Annotated in this window: 15 protein-coding genes; 5 read left to right on the top strand and 10 right to left on the bottom strand. The window is 52.6% G+C overall.

Features of this window, described 5'->3' with window-relative positions; all coding sequences use genetic code 11:
• Nucleotides 1-155: 155 nt before the first annotated feature.
• The 5 genes from J2Y43_RS10495 to J2Y43_RS10475 all read right to left on the bottom strand — a co-directional run bounded on the left by J2Y43_RS10495 (nt 156) and on the right by J2Y43_RS10475 (nt 11522).
• Complete coding sequence (locus tag J2Y43_RS10495) at nt 156-1772, bottom strand: RagB/SusD family nutrient uptake outer membrane protein (RefSeq protein WP_309982143.1); 1617 nt, start codon at nt 1770-1772, stop codon at nt 156-158.
• A gap of 15 nt (nt 1773-1787) precedes the next feature.
• The gene (locus tag J2Y43_RS10490) at nt 1788-5144 is read right to left on the bottom strand and encodes a TonB-dependent receptor (RefSeq protein WP_309982142.1); all 3357 of its coding nucleotides are present in this window, start codon (nt 5142-5144) and stop codon (nt 1788-1790) included.
• 146 nt (nt 5145-5290) lie between these two features.
• Nucleotides 5291-6475 (bottom strand): FecR domain-containing protein, encoded by a 1185-nt coding sequence (locus tag J2Y43_RS10485; protein ID WP_309982141.1) that lies wholly within the window; start codon nt 6473-6475, stop codon nt 5291-5293.
• 146 nt (nt 6476-6621) lie between these two features.
• Entirely contained in the window at nt 6622-7218 is a 597-nt protein-coding gene (locus tag J2Y43_RS10480) for an RNA polymerase sigma-70 factor (protein WP_309982140.1), read from the bottom strand.
• Nucleotides 7219-7379: 161 nt separating this feature from the next.
• Entirely contained in the window at nt 7380-11522 is a 4143-nt protein-coding gene (locus tag J2Y43_RS10475; protein WP_309982139.1) for a response regulator, read from the bottom strand.
• Between the two features lie 233 nt (nt 11523-11755).
• Here J2Y43_RS10475 and J2Y43_RS10470 point away from each other — a divergent pair, with 233 nt between their 5' ends.
• On the top strand, nt 11756-12166 hold the full coding sequence (locus J2Y43_RS10470) for a hypothetical protein (protein ID WP_309982138.1): 411 nt from the start codon (nt 11756-11758) through the stop codon (nt 12164-12166).
• Nucleotides 12167-12218: 52 nt separating this feature from the next.
• Here J2Y43_RS10470 and J2Y43_RS10465 read toward each other — a convergent pair whose 3' ends face one another.
• Together J2Y43_RS10465 and J2Y43_RS10460 are read right to left on the bottom strand one after the other, a co-directional pair.
• A complete protein-coding gene (locus J2Y43_RS10465) occupies nt 12219-13562 on the bottom strand; it encodes a hypothetical protein (protein WP_309982137.1) in 1344 nt (447 codons plus the stop codon).
• Between the two features lie 28 nt (nt 13563-13590).
• Complete coding sequence (locus tag J2Y43_RS10460) at nt 13591-15018, bottom strand: S41 family peptidase (RefSeq protein ID WP_309982136.1); 1428 nt, start codon at nt 15016-15018, stop codon at nt 13591-13593.
• Nucleotides 15019-15122: 104 nt separating this feature from the next.
• On the opposite strand from J2Y43_RS10460, the gene J2Y43_RS10455 reads away from it, so the two are divergent.
• From J2Y43_RS10455 to J2Y43_RS10445, 3 genes are all read left to right on the top strand, one after another.
• Nucleotides 15123-16271, top strand: coding sequence for a helix-turn-helix domain-containing protein (locus tag J2Y43_RS10455; RefSeq protein ID WP_309982135.1), 1149 nt, complete (start codon nt 15123-15125; stop codon nt 16269-16271).
• 16 nt (nt 16272-16287) lie between these two features.
• On the top strand, nt 16288-16875 hold the full coding sequence (locus tag J2Y43_RS10450; protein ID WP_309982134.1) for a Crp/Fnr family transcriptional regulator: 588 nt from the start codon (nt 16288-16290) through the stop codon (nt 16873-16875).
• Between the two features lie 78 nt (nt 16876-16953).
• Complete coding sequence (locus J2Y43_RS10445; protein ID WP_309982133.1) at nt 16954-17388, top strand: DoxX family protein; 435 nt, start codon at nt 16954-16956, stop codon at nt 17386-17388.
• Between the two features lie 29 nt (nt 17389-17417).
• Here J2Y43_RS10445 and J2Y43_RS10440 read toward each other — a convergent pair whose 3' ends face one another.
• From J2Y43_RS10440 to J2Y43_RS10430, 3 genes are all read right to left on the bottom strand, one after another.
• A complete protein-coding gene (locus J2Y43_RS10440) occupies nt 17418-18596 on the bottom strand; it encodes an epoxide hydrolase (RefSeq protein WP_309982132.1) in 1179 nt (392 codons plus the stop codon).
• Nucleotides 18597-18682: 86 nt separating this feature from the next.
• Nucleotides 18683-19219 (bottom strand): Crp/Fnr family transcriptional regulator, encoded by a 537-nt coding sequence (locus tag J2Y43_RS10435; protein ID WP_309982131.1) that lies wholly within the window; start codon nt 19217-19219, stop codon nt 18683-18685.
• Nucleotides 19220-19238: 19 nt separating this feature from the next.
• Nucleotides 19239-19457: a hypothetical protein gene (locus J2Y43_RS10430; RefSeq protein ID WP_309982130.1), complete on the bottom strand. Its 219-nt coding sequence runs from the start codon at nt 19455-19457 to the stop codon at nt 19239-19241.
• A gap of 100 nt (nt 19458-19557) precedes the next feature.
• Here J2Y43_RS10430 and J2Y43_RS10425 point away from each other — a divergent pair, with 100 nt between their 5' ends.
• Nucleotides 19558-20643, top strand: a complete 1086-nt coding sequence (locus tag J2Y43_RS10425) for a substrate-binding domain-containing protein (protein WP_309982129.1) — start codon at nt 19558-19560, stop codon at nt 20641-20643.
• The last annotated feature ends 47 nt before the right edge of the window (nt 20644-20690 follow it).

The raw sequence follows: 20690 nt of genomic DNA, 5'->3' as shown, positions 1-20690 counted from the left end.
CTTCCCAACCATCGATGAGAAGAACCACCATTATGGAAATGATTCATTTTAAAATACGGAATGATTGGCCTGTCGACAGCTGAACGCTGTGACTGGAACGATGTGAATGAAGACATTCTCCGTACCCGAAATACAGCTACGGAGAATGTTGTAAATCAATAACCCGGATTCTGAACCAGCGCAGGATTGAGTTGCAGTGCTACCCTTGGTATCGGAAAAATGCGTTTGTTCACGTCCGAATCGGTTTTGTAGCCCCATTTGCCTTCAAACTTCCCGAAACGGATCATGTCATTCCGGTGCCAGCCCTCCGAGACAAATTCACGCGCTCTTTCCGCGTAGATAAATTCAAGATTGACACTCGTCAAAGCCGGCGAGGTGGTCCGCTGCGCCCGCAGCTCATTCACCAGGGAAAGTGCGGTATGGCCAAGCGTCGGACTTCCGCCGCGCATTATCGCCTCGGCTTTCATCAAAACAATATCCGAATATCTGAATACGGGGATATCATTGTTCTGATTCCGGTTGAGCGAGCTCGCATCAGGGTAAAACTTCATATTGCGGTACCCCATGTGCCAGGCGATTTCGTCGTTACCCGCGTCGAAAGAAGCCACATCCTGACGAAGTACCACTTCGGGCGTCAGTTTCACCTGGTAGGTGTAGGGCGCCGCCGGATCGCTGCCTTTGTAAAACTGGTCGTAACCGATTTTGGTAGTCGTAACGGTCAGCGGTGTGACGCCGTCGTTCATATACTGCAACCCGGTAAGCCATTGCTTGTTGCGAATATCGCCCTCGTCATTGAAATTGGCGTAATATTCCGGTAGTGTACACGCACTTCCCGCAGGCGTGTACGGCAGGTTGAACTTCTTCACCATGCTCCTCGGAATGTCGTACCGCGCGCGGATGTTGACGCTTCTGAAAGGAAAAGTATTGGTTTGGGCCGGATCGTAGGGAATGGCGAAGATAAACTCCTTCATCTGCGGCCCGTTGTTCGGATAGAACATATTCAGATAGCTGCTTCTGGGCTCCAATGCATACAATCCCGAACCGATCACCTTGTCGCAGGCGGCAATGCAATCGTTATACCGGTTTGTGCCGGTGTAGTATTCGGCGTTCAGGTACATTTTTGCCAGCAAGGCATAGGCAGTCCATTTGTTGGGCCTTCCGTATTGAGCCACGCCCGATACTTCGTTCAGATTGGGAATCGCTTCCAGGATTTCCTTTTCGATAAAACTGAAAACCTCTGTCCTCGGCGAGTTGGTTTTGGGTGCAAAATCGCCGTAAGTCGTGTAGATAGGCACATTCCCGAAGGCGTCCATCATCATGAAATAAGCCAAAGCACGTACGGTCTTGATCTCCGCAAGGCTCGTTTGTTTCGCTGCGCCATCCGGCATTTTCTGTTCCAGGATGGAGAGCGTCTGGTTGGCGACGCCGATAATGGTCGACAACCAGGTCCAGTGGCCGTTCACATAGCCGTTGTCCACCGTCCAGGTGTGCAGGTGCAATGTCTGGTTTTGGCCGCCGTCGTACCAGTTACCTCCCCGGGCGGGCATAATACCCTCATCCGTGCTGTATGCCGCGATCTGATAGGCTTCCGCTCCGAAATTCCCTCTCAATGCCACATAAACAGGCCCGGCTGCGGAAATGAATTGTTCGTCCGTACTCGGGAAAACGTCGGTCGTCAGCGCGGTCGTGACCGGCACGTCCAGGTCGTGGCAGGCAAAAAGCGCGGTTGCCGCCAGCGTCGAGAAAAATAGTTTTATATATGAATTCTTCATGATTCTCCTTCGATTTTAGATGGATATGTTCAGACCGAATAGAAACGTACGGGTCTTCGGATAGAAGTTGTTATAGTCAACCCCCGGAGCGATCCCGCCCTGGTTCACCTCCGGATCAACGCCCTTGTATTTGGTGATGACAAACAAATTATTCACGGAAGTGTACACCCTTAGACTTTTGACAAATGGCCCCAGCTTCTTGAAATTGTAGCCCAGCGTAGCATTGTCGAACCGCACAAAACTTCCGCTTTCGAGGAATCGCGACGAGTATACATAGGCGTTAAAATCACTGGTGGATTCGTTAGCCGCATCCACGAGGATATTGGAATACTGCGCAGTACTTGGCCTGAACAGGTCGGCGCGGGTCGCATTGAAGACCTTGTTTCCGAATACACCTCTGATGAACACGTTCAGATCGAAGTTTTTGTACCGCACGCTGTTGGTCCAGCCCAGCATCAGCTTCGGCTGCGCACTGCCCAGGTAGTGATAATCTTTCCCTACTACCGGTGTGGTCGTGAGGGTACCGTCTGCCGCCACGAATTGAGAAACACCCGCTTCATTTTTGCCGGCATATTTAAATGCAAAGAATTGTCCCAATGGCCGGCCCGCTTTCAGGATTTGTAATGATCTTCCCGACTGGCCTCCTCCCTCGGGATACGACAGCAATACCGAGTCGCCGCCCGCAAACAGGGGATTGGTAAGGCTGGTGATCTCGTTTTTGTTATGTGCCAGGTTGATTCCGCTCGTCCAGCTGAAATTGGTATTTTCCACCACTTTCGCATTCAGATTGAACTCGATTCCCTTGTTATTCACGCTTCCCCCATTCGCCACAATGCTTCCGGATGGAACGAGGATCGGGTTCACGGTGTAGGAATAGATCATTCCCGTGGTGTTTTTCTCATATACTTCCAGCGAGCCGTTTACCCGGTTACCCAGCACGGCAAAGTCGAGACCGATGTTGGTGGTGGCTGTTTTCTCCCATTTCAAATCCGGGTTTTCGGATTTTGTAGGACCGTATGCGCCGGTAAGTGCGCCATTGTAATAATATGTACCCAATGCGCCGGAGATAAATTTCGCTGTGTAGGCATTGAACCCGCTTGCATTGCCGGTAACACCGTAGCTGGCCCGTAATTTCAGATCACTGAACACGCGCTGGCTTTCCATGAAACCTTCCTGGCTGATTCTCCACGCCGCACCCACCGACGGGAAGTAACCCCATTGATGATTAGCCCCGAACACCGAGCTGCCGTCCCTTCTGACCGAACCTTGCAGCAAATACTTACTTTTGTAGTTATAGTTAAACCGGGCAAAATCCGAAATCAGCTGGGTTTCCTGATAAACACCATCCGGTCCGAAGCCAATCTGGAAACCTGATGTTCCATAGGGATTGCTCAAAGCGAGGTTATTGTAGGTAACGTTATCAACCGGAAAATTGCTGGTAGTCACCTGAAAGCCCTGTCCTATCTTATTGTTCTGCCACGAGTAACCCACTACCGCGTTAATGGTATGATCGCCGAATTCCTTGTTCCAGGTCAGGTAAGTTTCCAGGATTTTACTGGTATTCTGGTACGAACTCCTGTTGGCCTGCCCGTTTTTACCGAATGATTGGACAGAGTGGAAGCCCAAACCCGGATCCGGGTTATCGTACATATTGTTATAGTTATTCGTAAAATACTTGTTGTAGTACGTACCCTGCAAAGTATTGGTGTTCAGGTACGAAATGTCCAGATTATAAGTCAGCCCGAAAGGCAGCTCCACCTGCGTTTTGAAACTTCCGATGAGATTGTTCGACTTCGTATTCATCTCACTGTTATTGATCATCGCCACCGGATTGTAATAGTTGGTATTCTGAAAATTTTCAAAATAGGAACCGTCCTCTTTTCTGATCGGTGAAACAGGCAGGTAGGAAGTCGATTGCAGCAACACGGTGTTGCGATACGGAATATCGTTGCCATTGCTATGCGAGTTCGTCACCGAGAAGCCGAATTTCAATTTGTCCTTCAAGGCACGCTGCTCAATGGACAAACGGCCGATGACGCGGGTCAGATCACTGTTCAGCAGGATACCGTCTTTCTTCACGTAGTTCAAACTCGCGGCGTAGGCCGTATGCTCGCCGCCGCCATTGAACGACAGGTTGTGATTGGTGGAAACCGCCGTCTTTTTCTGGATAGACGACTGCCAGTCCGTATTGGCCCCTTTGTCATCGGCAGGCGTAAAGCCGATGCCGTTTTTGTCCAGAAAAGCCCTCAGCTGGTCCGCGGTCATCATATCCAGTTTGTTCGAAACCTTCTCGATGCCCACATAACCGTTATAGGAAATCTGCATCGTCCCTGCTTTTCCCTTTTTGGTGGTGACCATGATCACACCATTGGCGGCGCGGTTACCATAGATGGCCGTTGCAGCCGCATCTTTCAACACATCGATAGAAGCGATATCATCCGGCGCAATGGTGGCAATATCGGCGCCTGGCACACCGTCGATCACGTAGAATGGCCCCTGCGCGCTGTTAATCGTGGACGCACCGCGCATCACCACCGCTGCCGGCTTGTTAGGATCGCCGCTGGCTGTGATGTTAAGTCCCGGCACTTTCCCTTGCAGCAATTGTCCCACGTCGGTAATGGCGCCATTATTGAGCTCCTCTCTTTTGACCGTACTGACCGCACTCGTGAGATTTTTCCGCGATTGCTGGCCGTAACCAACCACTGCCACCTCATTCAATGTCGTGTTACTTTCCTTTAATGAAACCGAAATGCTGGTTTGCTTGCCTACCAGGACCTCCTTGGATTCAAACCCGATGTAGGAAAAAACGAGTACATCCGTATCCGCCACATCGATCGAAAAATTTCCGTCGGTGTCCGTCACAGTCCCGAGCTTGCTGGCCTTCACAACGACGGTCACACCTACGAGCGGCTTTCCGTCCGAGCCCATCACCTGCCCCTTGATCGGCTGCACGGCTTTGGGAGCCGGAGGGGCTATCTTCAACTGCTTTTTAGCCTGCAAAACCACCGTCTTGTCCACGATGGAATATTCCAGCGGCTGGTTGACGAAACATTTGGCCAACACTTCTTCGAGCGTGCTCTCCCGCATGGAGATCGTCACCCTTTCCGACTTCTGGATCAGCTCCGTTTTATACCAGAACGAGTAGCCGCTCTGTTTTTCGATTTCCTTCAAAACCCTTTCCAGCGGCGCATTCTTCGCCAGAATGGTGATCTTCTGCGAAAAGCTGCTGGCGCTTACCTGCATGCAGAATGCGAGCGAAAAAATAAAGATCAGTTTCATAACCAGAATGGCCCTGATAAAGGGAGAGCGGGGAGGTCCTTCGTAGGCATACAAGGCGCCCAGCCCCTTTTGGATAAAAGAGTTGTGGTTCATACTTTTGTCTTGAGAGTTGGTACTAAACAGTAGGACAATTGTTTAAGAATGCCAGGCTCTTGCAGGATCGGGAGCGGTTGCAACGTTCCCGTTCTTTTTTGCAGACACCGGCGAAGTGGGTCGCTATTCGGTCATAGGCAGGAGGTTTACGGTGTTACAATAATGGTTTTATCTTCAATCCTGAACTTCACCCCACTCAACGCAAGGATTTTCAGCAGTTTGGACACATTGGAATTGCGCGGCAGGCGGCCCGTGAAATTCTCTCCGCGGGTGTTCCCTTCATATTGCACTTCTACGTCATACCAGCGCGACACCTGCCGCATGATGCTTTCCAGGCTCTCGTTTTCAAACTGGAAATAGCCGTTTTTCCAGGAAAGCTCTTTGTCCGTATCCACACCGTCCACCACCCTCACATTTCCTGTCCCCGCATTGATACGCGCCTGCTGGCCGGGTACAAGCAACGCCTCGCTGGCGCCCCGCGACACTTTTACCGACCCTTCGAGCAGCGTCGTCCGCATTACCTTCTCGTCGTCGTAGGCCATTACATTGAAATGCGTACCCAGCACGGTAATCCGTGTTTCACCATTTTTCACCACAAAAGGCATTTGCTTGTCATGCGCCACTTCGAAGTATACCTCGCCGGTAATCTCCACATTCCGTTGCTTGCCGGTGAATGCGGTCGGGAAGCGGAGGCTCGACGCCGCATTCAGCCAGGCACCCGTCCCGTCGGGCAATACGATGTGATACTGGCCGCCCTTGGGTGTAGTTACCGTATTGATCACCGGCGCCGCGGCCGCCTCCTGCCCCGACTTGTACACCAGCTGGCCTTTGCCCGACTGTGTTACACTCGTGCCTCCCTGGCTCGCCAGCAACCCGTTCCCCGCGCTGTCCAGTGTGATGCTCGACCCGTCGCCCAGCGTCAGGACCGCCTTGTTACCGCCCGGGGGCAGGTCGGCGGGCTGCACCGCGATGGCCTTCTGTTGTGCCAGCTGCACCTTCCCCTGGTAACCCTTCCACCAATAGAGGCCAAATCCGATCACAAGCGCCGCCGCCACCAGCTTTGGCCATAGCCAGGTGACGCCGCGCGCCTGGTCTCGCTCACCAAAAGTGGTTTCCTCCTCCGGGAAAATGTTCGACAGAATACGGTCCGATGCGGCTTCCGGCATCAACTCCCGGGGCTCGAAACTATCCCAAGCCCGTTCCAGTCCCCGGGTAATGCGCTCGTCATCCGGATTCAGGCGCACCCATTCGGCGAGCTCCTGTTTTTCGGAAGAAGCAATCGTCCCATCCGTCCATTTGCCTATGAGAAGGCCTATCCGCTCGTCGTTCATAAAATATCATCAATGCGGCATTGCCCCTTATTTAATTTGGCCATACGCCTATTTGTTTCAAACTAAAGCAAGCAGTTTCGACCGGTTGCCAAATGAAAGACAATCGGGAAAACAACAGGGACTAGTCTGCGAAGAAAATTTTTGGATTATTTTTTCAAAGCGAGCAAGGCGGTCACCACGAGCAGCGAATCGGCGTGGCGGCGGAGCTGGTAACGAATGGTTGCCATTGCCTGCACCATGTGGTTTTTGACAGTATTGGGGGAGATTTTCAGGAGTCCGGCAATCTCTTCATGGCTTTTGCCTTCATCGCGACTCAGCCGGTAGATCGCCTTCTGCTGAGGCGGCAGCGCTTCCACCACGGATTGCAGCACTTGCTCCACCTCACGCGCAGCGAGCATTTCTTGCGCATTATTGCCCGCGTGATCGCCCTCCCGGAACATTTCCGAAACGATCGCCATCTCGTGGGCCACGCGTTTGAAATGATTGAGTACCTGATTTTTAGCCATCCGGAAAATATAGTTTCCGAAGTTATCGATGGAAGCCATCGCGGCGCGCTCCGTCCAGAGCTTCATAAATACATCCTGAACAACATCCTCAGCCAGCATTTCCGACTGCGTCAGCCGCAATGTGTAACTATATAGCTTGTGTTTGTGACGGTGAAAGAGTGTGACAAAAGCAGCCTGACTTCCCTGGGCCGCAGAGAGTAAAAGATTCGTTTCCCGATCCAGATAAGCCTCACTCAAACGCTATACAGAATTAATGACCAACAAGTAACCAAAAGACGATACATTATTCTAAAAAACTAGTACAATTTAAACAAAAGTATGGGATGACACAAACAAAACAAAAAGCATAACAAGCGCGAAACCGGAAACATCCTCCTCTCGCCCGGCACCGCAGCTGGTTACTTCCGCTCACTCGCGGGCCCGCCTGATGTCTCCCGTTTGAGCGCCTGCATAAACTGCAATGGCGATTTACCATACTCTTTCTTGAATACCCTCGAAAAGTTGGAGCTGCTTTGCAGGCCGACACGGTCCACCACTTTGTTGAGCGGGATGTCTTCGTGGGTCATGATCTGGATCGCTTTTTTAAGCCGGATGGTACGCACAAAATCCCCGACAGACTGATCGGTAATGTTTTTGATCTTTTGGTACAGTTTGGTCCGGCTCGTGTACAAATGCCGGCAAAGGAAGTCGACATCCAGGTCCGGATCTTCCATATGGTCTTCGATGAGTTTCAGCAATGCCTGAAAAAACTCCTTATCCTTCTCCGAATGCACCAGTTCGCTGGCCTCGGAAAGGTAGTTATTGGTAAATTTCTTCCTGAGTTTTTCACGCTGTTCGAAAACGTTGTTGACCGTCAGCATCAGCAGGTCAATGCTCAGCGGTTTGGAGAAATAAAAGTCCGCACCCGATTCCATTCCCTCGATTTTGCTGGTGAGTGCATCCTTTGCGGAGAGGATAATGAAAGGAATGTGGCTGGTTTCAAAACTTTCCTTGATCTGCCGGCAAAGCTCGATCCCGCTGATACCTGGCATCATCACGTCGCTTATAATGAGATCAGGCATCTTTTCCGCGGCCAGCTTCATGGCCGTATCACCATCGGCAGCCTCGTAGATAAAGTACTGTTTTTCAAACCTTTGCTTCAAGAACAAACGCAATTCGGCATTGTCATCCACAAGCAGGATGCGTTTGCCGGACTGCACACCCTCCTGCCGGCCCGACACCGGATCGGTAATAGGCGCGAGGATCGAATGGTCGGTAGGCTCCAACCGTACCTCCGGCTCGAAGCTGGACGGTGCACGCTCCGCCTCGGCCCAGTTTTCTTCTCCCAGCGGTATGCCGATGATGATCTCGGTGCCTTTATAGCGCTCGCTGTAAACGTAGATGTCGCCCTTGTGCAGGTGCGTTAGGCTCTTGACGAGCGCAAGCCCTACGCCGGAGCCCAGGTGGTCGCTGCTGATGCGGTAGTAGCGGTCGAAAATACGGGTAATGGTGTCTGCCGAGATACCGATACCCGTATCCGCCACCCGGAAATACAGGTACTGCCGTGCCCGATGCCCCTCGTGCAGCAACTCGAAGCCTGTCTCGAACGACGGCTTGAATCGGTTGAGATCGGTAAAAATCTCGAAAGTGACCTCTCCCCCATCCTGCGTGTATTTGAATGAGTTATTCAGCAGGTTCAGCAATATCTTTTCGAGAACCTGGGCATCGAAAAGCCCCATTAACGGCCAGTGCGCTTTCTTCCGGGTGTGGTCGGTGAGATTCAATACAATGTGTTTGCTGGCTGCTACGCCATCAAACTCCGCTGCCAGTTGCCGGCAAAACTCGCTGATCGCCAATGGTCTCACTTGCAGTTTAATCAGACTGTCGGATACCTTTTTAAAGTTCATCAACTCGCTGATCAGGTTAATGAGCCGCTTTGCATTCCGGTGCATGAGCTGGTAGGAATGCCCGAGCGTGGCGTCGTTGTTCTGGCTTATCAGGCTTTCCAGCGGGCCCAGGATCAGCGACAGCGGCGTGCGGAATTCATGCGAAACATTCGTGAAGAACATCAGCTGTTGCTGGTAAAACTCTTCCCGCTGACGGTGGATCTCCTCCCGCTTCTGCTCGGCCACACCGCGCACCTCTATCTCCCGTTTGAGCCGGTGCCAGCGCGCCTGGTAAAAGTAAATGCCCGCCAGCGCGGAAATGCCCAATAATGCATAAAGTGCCTTCGCCAGGTCGGTTTTCCACCATGGCGGGCTGATATTAATGCTTATTTCGGCGCGGCGCTTGCTCCATATGCCGTCGTTGTTGGTCGCTTCGAGCACGAGCTGGTAGTTTCCGTAACTCAGGTTGCTGTACCCGGCCCTCGGGTTGTTGCCGTCGGTGTAATTCCAGTCTTTGTCAAAACCGATCAGCTTGTAGCGGTAACGGCATTTCAGCGGGTTGGCGAAATGCATGGCCGAGAAAGAGACGACGAAGTTGTTCTGCAGATAATTGAGTTCCACATTCTCGCCATACCCGATGGCCTGGCTCACCACATTGTCCATATCGGCCGAGCCGCCGATTTTAGGCCGCCGGTTGTTGATCAGGATACCCGTAAAAACCGGCTTGGCGGCGATCGTGTTGAGGCGTATTTGCTGCGGGTAAAAGTAATTCAGGCCATTGATGCCTCCGAAATACATTTTCCCGTCGGCCGCTTTGAACGACGACCTGATTTTAAAACTGTTCCCCTGCAAACCGTCGTTTTTATCGTAACGGATCAGCTTCCCGGTTTTCGAGTTGAGGCATAGCAAGCCGTTTCCCCCCAGCCAGATATTGTCGCCGTCGATCTCAATGCCTTCCACATCGTTGAAAATACCGTGGTTTTCGCCAAAATGCTCAATGCGCGTGGAACGGTCGCGCTCATGCAGCGAGAGGCGGTGCAACCCGCCCCCGATCGTGCCGATCCAGTAGGTACTGTCATTCTGCCGGCCTATCACGGCGCTGTAATCCGAACTGAGCGAATGCGATTTCGACGTTGCCCGGTAGCTGATGGCCCGCAAGATCCTCCCCTGCGCGTCGACCGTGATGCGTTTCACGCCTTGCCTGGTCGCGACAAACAATTCCGGCTTGTCCTTTTCAGCCAAAATAAAATGGCCTTCGGCATATTCCCTGACATGGTATTTCCCTGCCGCGTCCTTCCATATCACACCGAGTTTCTCGAGATTTCCGTACCAGATATTTCCATAATAGTCGGCCGTCAGCGTCGTTATGCCAAAAGTGGGAAACCGTTGATGACCATCGGGTTTCCATAAGGTCTTCCTGTCGGGCCTGAGAATATCGATCCCCGACTCGGTGCCGATCCATAGGTTATGGGCTTGGTCAAATGTCAATGCGGCAACATTATCATTGCGCAGCCTGACGGCCGAATTCACGGCATTATAATTCGTGCGGGCTCCCGATTTGCGGTTGTAATAATCCAGGCCATTCGCATTGGTACCGATCCACAGATCGTTTCCATCCTCATAAATCGAACGTACGTAGCTGCCCGTCAGCGAATTGGCCTGCCCGGGCTCGTGGCGCATGGTATAAAACAGCTTTTGGTTCAGGTCAAAATAGTTGAGGCCCCCACCCGACGTCCCGACCCAAAGGCAATCCGACCGGTCGATATATACGCGAACCACCGCTGTGGAATTCAAACTGCGCGGCGCCGATACCTCATCGATTTTCTGGATCAGATTGAGGTTTCCATCCAGGCGGATCAGCCCTGTGCGGGTATTCACCCAGTAATCCGGGCCATTCCCTGCCGCTATCCCGACAATGGGCGTGCATTCGGCGCAGGTGAACTGCTTTCTGACGAAGGGAAATTGCCCGCCGCCGGTGAGTAATACCTGGTTGCCCGAGGCGATCAGCAAATTGTTCCGGTTATCGAAAAAGATACGCCTGAAATTCTCCGACGGCAAACCGCTCACCGGCACCTTGGCAAACTGTCGCTGTCCTCCGAGCCGCCAAAGCCCTCTGTCGCCCGCGAAATGGAGGATCCCACTGCGATCGGGCTGCATATCGAAAAAGCGGACGCCGGTGGGGACGCCCAGCGGCAGCTCCTCCAAAGAAGTACCGGCAATGCGGTACAACTTGATCTGGTAGTCGGTCAAGCCGTAAATCAGGTCACCACTTGTTTTGAAAAGCTTCCAGAAAACAGGGTTTTTGCCCGAATTCCGGATTGTGTAATCAATATACCGCTCATTGGCGGGGTCGAAGCATTGCAGTCCGTTTTCGGTACTGAGCCATATCTTATCTTCGCCATCCGGATGGAGCGCGATAATGCGGTTTTTGAATGCGTTTTGGAGCGGCACATTGGTGTTGTAAAACCGCTGTATCGAATAGCCGTCGTAACGGTCCAGGCCGAAGTTGGTCCCTACCCAGATATACCCCTTCCGGTCCTGCGCAAGATCGTTCACATCGGTATGCGACAATCCCTCATCCACCGTCAGGTAGCTGAACTTATAGGGGAAGCCCTGCCCGAGGACACTCGGGACAACGTACGCAACCAGAAGCAGGGATATTAACAGGCTCCTCATCAGATTTAATACAACCGCCTATCAGCAGAATACCATAAGCAGACAAAATTCCGTCTTAAACCGCATTTGCGCAACCGTTTTGCCAGCCGTTTTTGGAAGAAATGCACAATTTGTCAAGAAATGTGTATGATCTGGCAATGGCTGTACCCTCCCTAAGTTAGTTATTTGCAGCGCATTTGTTTTGAACAAATTAATCCCCAAATCATCACATACAGCACTCGTATCCGCCATTTATGAACACCCTCGCCATTGTTCCGATACTGGGAAAAACCCCGCTCGGGCACGCTAAAATCAACTCACAGAAACCTCTCACCAGTCTTTTATTCAAGCGGCTTTACCTGTCCATCCGGCAACATTCGCCGTGGAAGGGAACGTTGGTAATGGACCTTACCAATAACCCTAACTCCAAAGACAGCAAGACCCAGGACGATTTCAGAAGCTACCTGGCAGCGAAGGAATCGTTGTCGGAAATGCAGATCACCCATAAGCAAGCATTCGCCCAGCTTTACGCCCGGTGGCTGTCCGAGCTGGGCCGCCAACCCGACCGCCTGCGCATTATTTACGACAAAGATCAGGGGTTTATCGAATATGAGGTCAAGCTGGTGATGCAGGGCAAAGAAAAAGTGGTAATCCAGGTCCAATAACGCTGTTCAACGGCATTCTCCATCAGATCCCGCCTGCATCGGGCGGGATCTTTTAATGCGCTTCTACCCGCATTCCGAACTGGGCCGACAGGTTAGCGGCCAGATAGGGGCTGCCCATCTCCCATCCTCTGGTTTTGCCATTGAATGCTACATAGGCCGAAAGCCCCTTGCCGATGGCATGGAACAGCCTGGCGTGAGCTGCTCCGCCCGTCAGATGTTCCTGTTTCAAAAACGATTCGGGCTGCTGCCAGCCTTGCAGCGTGAGGTCGGCGTACCATTTATCGGCGAGGCGGTGGTTGGCTACGCCCAGTTCAATGCCGTAGTATCCGTGGTCGCGGTTGTTGTAGCGATGCGCGCCGAATAACAGGTCGCGGCTGCCTGCCTGCACAGGTACGATCAGCGAAATGCTATTCCCGAAATGGGTAGGCGCATACTGCGTAAAGAAGCTGAAAGCAACGCCCCGCCCCAATCGGATCCTGTTGATCATCAATATTGCAGGATTGAGGTAGTTGAGCAGTGAGAGCTTTTTTTGCCTGAGCAGAAAGGTTTGGGCCTCCTTACTCAGCTCCGAAAACCCTACCCGCCTGTTGACACCTTCGCCGCCCTTGAACCTCGTCCGTTCGGTAAATGCGGTTTCCGGGCTGAACATATCATAAGCCCAGGCTGTCAGATCAGCGCCGGCAAAATCACGCTCCGTTTCCAGCGGGCTTTCGAATGCCGGCGACCATACTTTGGCCGAATCGCTCCCGGGGCTGGTCGAAAACCGGAAATAGTTGTGCACATACCAGGCATTGTAGAGCACCAATGCCCCTTTGGGCAATGTCCGCTTTTTGTAAAAATCCTCTACTACGATGCGTTTATTAAGCAGTACTTCCGATTGCACGCCGGCAGTATAAGCATATAGCAGCGCGTTCGGGTTCGTTTGCTTCAAAGCCGACAGAGCGGCATCGGTAATCCCGTAAACCGTCCCGTCCCACCGGTTTGGAAACCAGTTGCCGTTTTTGGAGGCGATTCCGTTCACGCCCAGCACCGTCCGGTGAAACTCCTCGTGCGCCCATTCCCCAAGCGGGATGGGCAGCTCGCTCGCAAAACGCGAAAAGCCGAGCGTCATACCGTATTTGAGAATACCATTCCAGATCTTTTTCCCAGGCGACTTCGGGCGTACGATGACATTGCCCAGGGCGTCGATCCCCCAGAAGGAAAGCTCATACATACCCCGCGCATATTCGAGGGACTGGTCCATCGACACGTAGCGCTGCGGGAGGTTGGCGAGCTGCGGATAGTCCACCAGCGGGACGGTAAGCCGGAGCTTGTACTGCAAGGTGTCCTGCGCCTGCGCGGGCAAATGCGCGGCCAGCAGCGTCAGTGACGCCGCAATTAAAACTTTGATTTTCATGGCTGATTTATGGTGATTGGATAAAAATTCACTTGGCAAGCAATGCGTCGGCCGGGTCGCGGCCCGAAAGCAGGTCCTCCCGCGATGGTCTCACGACGACATCGGGCATGATCCCTCGGGAAGCCCCGGATTCGGGTTTGACGGTCATGTAGTAGCCGGCAAGCGGAATGCCCAGATCCAGCCCGGTAACGGGCAGCTTGTAAATCGCGAATGTGCCGCTGTTGTCGCCCTGGTAGGCGCCACCCGATTCCTCCCCCATGAACACGCCCCGGCTCTCACTCCGGGCGACTGCCAGAAACTCCGATGTGACAGAGTAGCTCAGCCCGTCCATCAGAAATGTAACATTTCCGGTATATGCCTGCCGGTGAGGGCGATGGGTGCCGAGATTCTGGTGTTTTTTAAATAACAAGTGCCCCTCGGCGTCTTTCCTGATAAACCACCTGGCCAGCCCGATGAACCGCGGCAAGTATACGTTCCCCCGGCCGGGCACATCCTTTTTGCGTTTCACTTTCACTTCAATGCGATCGTAATACCGGAAATCGTTTCGGGCGATGTGCGCGTACAGATGCTTCCCCAATGCATCGTTACCTCCTTCATTTCCCCTCACGTCAATGATGAGCCGCTGTACTTTGCGGCTGCCGATCTGCACGAAGGCCGAATCCAGGAACCGCCGGAAATACCTGTCGCCCTGCTGCGGATAAAATGTTGCGATCCGCAGCCGCGCCACCGTGTCCGAGGGGAAGCTCAGGTGATTGTGACCGGTCAGATAAGAGGTGTTCTGGTTCAGCACCTGCCAGGCGTCGGTACCGATGCCTGCCATTGCGATGGTCGTTTCCGCCCCGTGATCGTTGGCCAGTACGACTGCAAACGGGCCACGGGCCAGCTGAACGAAATCGGCATACCAGGCACTGAAATATTGCTGGATTTGCGCATCGGCGGAAGTTTGCACGTGTGCATCGACAAACAATTGCGCTCGCAAGGCATTCAACACCGATTCGATGGGTTGCCCGTTAATACCCTTCACATATTTCCCCACAGCCTCCGGGTACCCCGACCGTGTCACCAGCAGCCGTCCGCTGTTATCGAAACGCACAATTACGGGAATAAGGTTATCTGTAAAAAAATAGCATGGAAACCCTTTCATGGGCGGGAACAACTTGGTGTGCCCGCAGCGGATCTTCGTCAGGGCCGGGTTCACCATCCTGTAAAAAGAAATGAAGGAAGTTGAGTCGCTGCGTTTGATCACATTTCTCACCGAATCGAGCGCATGCAGGACTTCTTCGCGCGGCCCGAAACGCCCGAAACCGGGGTGAAGAGTTACCACCGCCGACTGGATCATTTCCAGGTCGGACAGCAGCGCGGCGGCGGGATATTTTCTATCAGGCAAAGATTGTGCACCGGTTGCTAAGTATATAGCCAGTTGCAGGAGGGCAGTGAGTAGTGTACGAAGTTTCATTTTAAAATTTTCCGCAATTTTGGCTAAAAACGAGGCGGGCGTCGTCCTTCCCGACAAGTTCATACCTCTTTTATGTACCTGTTTAGCGCATTCACGTTCCTGTTTTGATCACAGCCATACTTCTTTCAGGTATCATTCAGGGCGGGTTTCTTGCCCTTATGCTGCTGCGAAAACCGTCCAATCAGATCGCCAACCGGATCCTCGCCGCACTCATTCTGGTGCTGATGAGCCACCTTTTCCTGATCTGCCTGGACGTCAAGGATCTGTTTCTCGCGTATCCGCATTTCAGCAGGCTGTCGTGGCTGTTGCCGCTTCTGTACGGCCCGCTCATCCTGCTGCTGACGCAAAGCATTACCGATCCCGATTTCAGGCTCCATTGCCGGCAATGGCTGTCGCTCCTGCCTTTCGCGGTTTACTTCCTGATACTACTCCCCTATTTCGCCTTACCGGCGGCCGACAAACTGGCTTACCTTTCCGACCCACGGCTTGTCGCGCAACAGGATTTTGGCCGGATGAATACCCTCACCAACTACCTGCACGTGGGTTTCGTCGTGGGTGCGTTGGCGACGTTCTACCGCAACCTCCGCAAACGTACCGACCACTTTTCAAACAGCGAGCTGATCGACGTCCATTGGCTGAAAGAATTCCTTTGGATCGTGCTGTCGGTCATGCTCTTTTCGGTGGTCACATTTTACGCCCGGAAGTACCGGCTCGCCTACCTCGAGAGCATTTACCCGGCGCATTTCCTGCTGGTGGTGGTACTTGTTTACTGGATCGCATTCAAGCTGCTTCACGAAAAAACTGCCCTGACGCCCGTTCCTGCGCCCCCGCAGGCGCATCCTGCACATGAGGCGGAACCGGCGATCAAATATGCGAAAAGCAGCCTTTCCGATGCGCTCAGCGACGACATCGCCCAAAGAATCACAACCCTGATGCACTCCGAAAAGCCTTACCTGGACAATAATCTAACGCTCGTCGAGCTGGCGGCACGCCTGGATATCCCCCGACATCAGCTTTCACAGGTAATAAATACGGCATTTGGCGTAAATTTTTTCGAATTTGTCAATCAATACCGGTTACAGGAATTCAAAATCCAGGCACTCGATCCATCCAACCAGCATTTATCCCTACTGGGCATCGCGCTGGAATGCGGTTTCAACTCCAAGGCGACCTTCAACCAGGCATTCAAAAAGCTGGAAGGAACCACGCCGTCCGATTTTGTGAGGAAGAGCCGGGAAAGTGTCTTGAAATAATCACCAGCGAAACGACATGCAATCGCAGCTCATTCTTCAAAACCTGGCCGAATCCATCCGGCTTGACCCGGTCGAAACAGATTTTTTTCTGTCGCTGTTACAAGGGCAGAAGCTCCGCCGAAGGGAATATCTCTTGCAGGCAGGCGAGGTGTGCAGGTATCAGTCATTCGTGGTCTCCGGCTGTTTGAAAGTCTCCTACCTGGACCCTGCCGGCTCGGAACACGTCGTGAAATTTGCCCCTGAAAACTGGTGGGCGTTCGATCTCGAAAGTTTTGCCCTCCAATCGGGCGCATTTTATTCCATTCAGGCAACTGAGGACACTGAGGTACTGAAAGTCAGCCGGGCGAATATGGATCTGTTGCTGGACCGTGTCCCTCAGTTCGAGAAATTCAACCGGCTCATGTATCAAACGGCTTACATCGCATTGCAGCGCAGGGTTACCCAAAACCTCGCCAGCAAGGCCGATGAACGTTACCAGCAATTTCAAGCGAAATACCCCGGCCTGCAAAACCGGATCGCCCAGAAAGACATTGCCTCCTACCTCGGAGTCACCCCCGAATTCCTCAGTTCGATGCGCCGCCGTGAAATGCTCATGCATTTTTAACGCAACCCAATTCTTAATCTACCTTAAGAGTTTACGCTTTTTCCCGGCCTTGTTTTGTGAAACTAAATTCAACAATAGATGGATCAAAGCATTGCTTACACAAACACCGACTGGTCGGGCCTTTTGCTGCGCCTGACGCTCGCATTGGTCATGCTCCCGCACGGCGCCCAGAAAATGCTGGGAATTTTCGGCGGCTACGGATTTAAGGCCACGATGAGTTTCTTTACGGAGTCGATGAAACTGCCGTCGCCCGTCGCATTCCTCGTCATTATCATCGAGTTTGTCGGGCCAATAAGCCTTCTTCTCGGCTTCGGCACAAGGCTCTGGGCGACGGCGCTCGCCATCGTCATGATCGGGGCCGTCTGGACGACAAGCGGCCAGCATGGTTTCTTTATGAATTGGTATGGCAACCAGGCCGGGGAAGGTTTTGAATACCATTTGCTGGTCATCGGCCTTTGCCTGTCCCTGCTGATCTCCGGCGGCGGACAATATGCGCTCGACCGCCTGTTCTGAACGGGCACCTTCGGCGGGAGCCGACCCTGCTAAATGGAAGACCGGAGGATAGCGGCGAAGAATTGCCGGATATCCTCCACCAGCAAATCAGGCACTTCCATGGCCGGGAAATGGCACCCGCTTTCATAAAAAGACCACCTGTCGGGTTCGCCCATGAACGAGGTCAGTTTTTTCAGCAGGCTTTCTTCTTCTTTTTTACCAAAACAAGCCATGGCGGACGGCACCTTCGGCGGCGCCCACTGACTGGCTTCCTGGGTGCCGCCCCAGTCAAAGGCCATGCTCATGTTTTCAGACAGAATGGCTGCGCTCGACGCACCCAGCTGGTTGAACCAGTATAAAGAAACATTTGTCAGCATGAGATCCATCCCAATGGCATCTTCGGGCAGGTCTTTGTCATGGTCGGTCCATTCCTTATACTTTTCAACCATCCAGGCGAGCTGGCCTACCGGGCTGTCCGACAAGGCAATGCCGATCGTGTCAGGTCTGGTCGCCTGAATTTCGAGGTAGGCGGTACCCTCCTTTTTGTAGCGTTTCATGCGTTCGAGCACAGCCTTTTCCGCGTCCGTGAACGACGAATCGTCCGCAGGGAACATCCCTAACCCGGCGACGGCAAAAAAGTCCGAATTGATGTGTGTTCCTATGAGGTTATACGCAGCTACGCCCGACATAATTCCCGCGATGCCTGCGCCCATATCGCCGCCATGCACAGCGAATTTCTCGTAACCGAGCCTGTTCATCAAAGTGGCGAATGTCGTCGCGATCTTGAACATATTGTAACCCTGCACTTTGACGGGCACCGAAAACCCAAAGCCCGGAATGGAGGGGATAACCAGGTCAAATGCGATTTGTTCGGGATCCTCAGGATTTGTTAACGGCTCGATGATTCGTGTAAAGTCGGCGAATGATCCCGGCCAGCCGTGGATTAGCATTAAAGGCACCGCATTTGCCCTGGCCGACCTGATGTGCAGGTAGTGGATGTTCTGCCCTTCGATTTCGGTTATGAAATGCGGGTATTGATTCAAATGCGCTTCTTGTTGCTTCCAGTCGAACCGGTGCTGCCAATAGTCGGCAGCTTGTTTCAGGTAATCGACCGGAACACCCTTTTCCCATCCATTTTGAATAGCCGGGGTGGTCCAACGGGCATTGGCAAGTCTTTGTTTGAGGTAATCAACTTCCTGGGCAGAGATCTGAATTTTGAATGGCTGCATGACTGTCGAATTTTGAATGTGAAACTGATAACATGACAAAATTCGGCACCATGCGTCCGGCAGACGATAACAATTGTTAATAAACGCTACCGGCGGTTCCGGATGCGGCTCAACGACACGGAAGTAACGCCCAGGAAGGAGGCTATGTAATGCTGGGGAACCCTTTGAAGTATCTGCGGATATTGTTCCAGCAGCTCATGGTACCTTTCCTCAGGGCTGTTTTTAATCCTGGAAAGAAACAGTTTTTCAACGTACAGCAATCGCTGGTGCGTTTGCTCTTCCATTGCTTCGCGGATCAACGGCGAGCCCCCGATAATCTCAGAATAATCCTTTTTGGTGAGCGTGTGAAGCACGCATGGTTCGAGGCTTTCGATCGCATACAGGCTGGGCTGGCCGTAGCGGAAGCTTTCGGCCGAAGAAATGCCCTCTCCTTCAAAGAAAAATTGAAAAGTAATGTCTTTTCCGTCCTTGTTGAAAGAAAGCCGGAGGCAGCCCTTTTCGATAAAGTAGACCTTCCTGGCAACCTCTCCTTCTTCGAGCAGCACCGTTTTCGCCGGAATTTCCTCCCTCCTAAACAGATGACCGAATTTAGCCCACTCAGCCTGAATGTTTTGGTCCGCCATGAATTTCCTGATTTCCGGGCTAACGCTTGCCTGTGGCGCCGCCCATGAAAAGAATATCCCGATACCTGATTTCCGCAAGGGCATTCAGCTTCCATCTGACCAGCTGTTTTCGCCAGCCAATCGCCTTGTCAAGTTCGTGGCCATATTCGGCCATTACCTGTTTTTTAATCGCCTCGCGGAGACCACTCCGCTGAGCAGGACGTGGATTCAGGAAAAAACCATTGTTGTCGGGAAGCATATTGATCCGGATTTTGATTTAGGTTTCGTAAGATACGTTTTTACAAGTAATATTACAGCCTCCTCCCCTTTTATGGGATTGATAAACCGCATCTAACTTCATGGACCAAAAGACAATACGAATCAAAGACATTGCCCTTAAAGCCAAAGTATCCCCCGGCACGGTAGACCGCGTCATTCATAACCGCGGAAAAGTGGCGGAAAAAGTCAGGATCCGCATTCAGAAAATCATCGACGAGAGTAACTACGAGCCTAACCTGATGGCGCGCGCACTCGGCTCAAAAAAGCAGTACCGGTTTGCTGCGCTGATTCCGGATCATCAGGTCGATTCGTATTGGCTGGCTCCTAAAACGGGCATTGAAAAGGCCGTCGTTGAGCTGAAACAGTTCGGTGTTTCGGTGCGGCAATTCATTTTCAATCCCTACGATGCCAATGATTTTATCAAAAAGGCGGAGGAGCTGACGGCCACGCGTCCGGATGGTATTTTCCTCTCGCCGATCTTCTACCACGAGGTACTGCCCTTCCTCGCACAATGGCATGATACTTCGGTTCCCTTTGTGCTTTTCAACACGGAGATATCCGACCACGGGCCATTGAGCTACATTGGGCAGGATTCGTATCAGAGCGGCAAGCTCGCCGGCAAACTCATGCATTACGGCCAATCGGAGCCTTGTTCGATCCTGATCGTGCATATCGACGAGAAAATCGACAATGCGGCCCACTTGCTTAAAAAAGAGGAAGGCCTGCGCGACTATTTCAGCCAGCAGCAGGATGCTTTCGGCATTACTACGATCGAACTCGACAGTTCTGACACCGAAAGTTTCAACAACAGGCTCGCCGAAGCGGTCGATGGCATCGCCGATCTCCGGCATATTTTCGTCACGACTTCCAAAGCGCACCTGGTTGCGGCGGAGCTCGAACGGAGGCAGCTGGGCGATATCCGCATTATCGGCTACGACCTGGTACCCGCCAACCTGCATTACCTCGAAAAAGGCAGCATCGGTTTCCTGATCAACCAGAACCCGGAGCGGCAGGGCTACCTCGGTATCCGGCAACTGGCCGACTTCCTCGTGTTTCGTAAAGCCGTATCCAAAACGAAGTTCCTGCCGCTGGACATCATCACGCTCGAAAACCTCCGGTACTACCTGGAAGAAGACGTGAAGAATACGGCGGAAAAGCTCGTCTGACCGGCAGGCAGTACAAGCAGCCGGTTAATTTGTAACCGATAATTGCC

It is taken from the genome of Dyadobacter sp. BE31 (assembly GCF_031457695.1).
GTDB lineage: Bacteria > Bacteroidota > Bacteroidia > Cytophagales > Spirosomataceae > Dyadobacter.
This window is presented reverse-complemented; position numbering and strand designations above follow the sequence as displayed.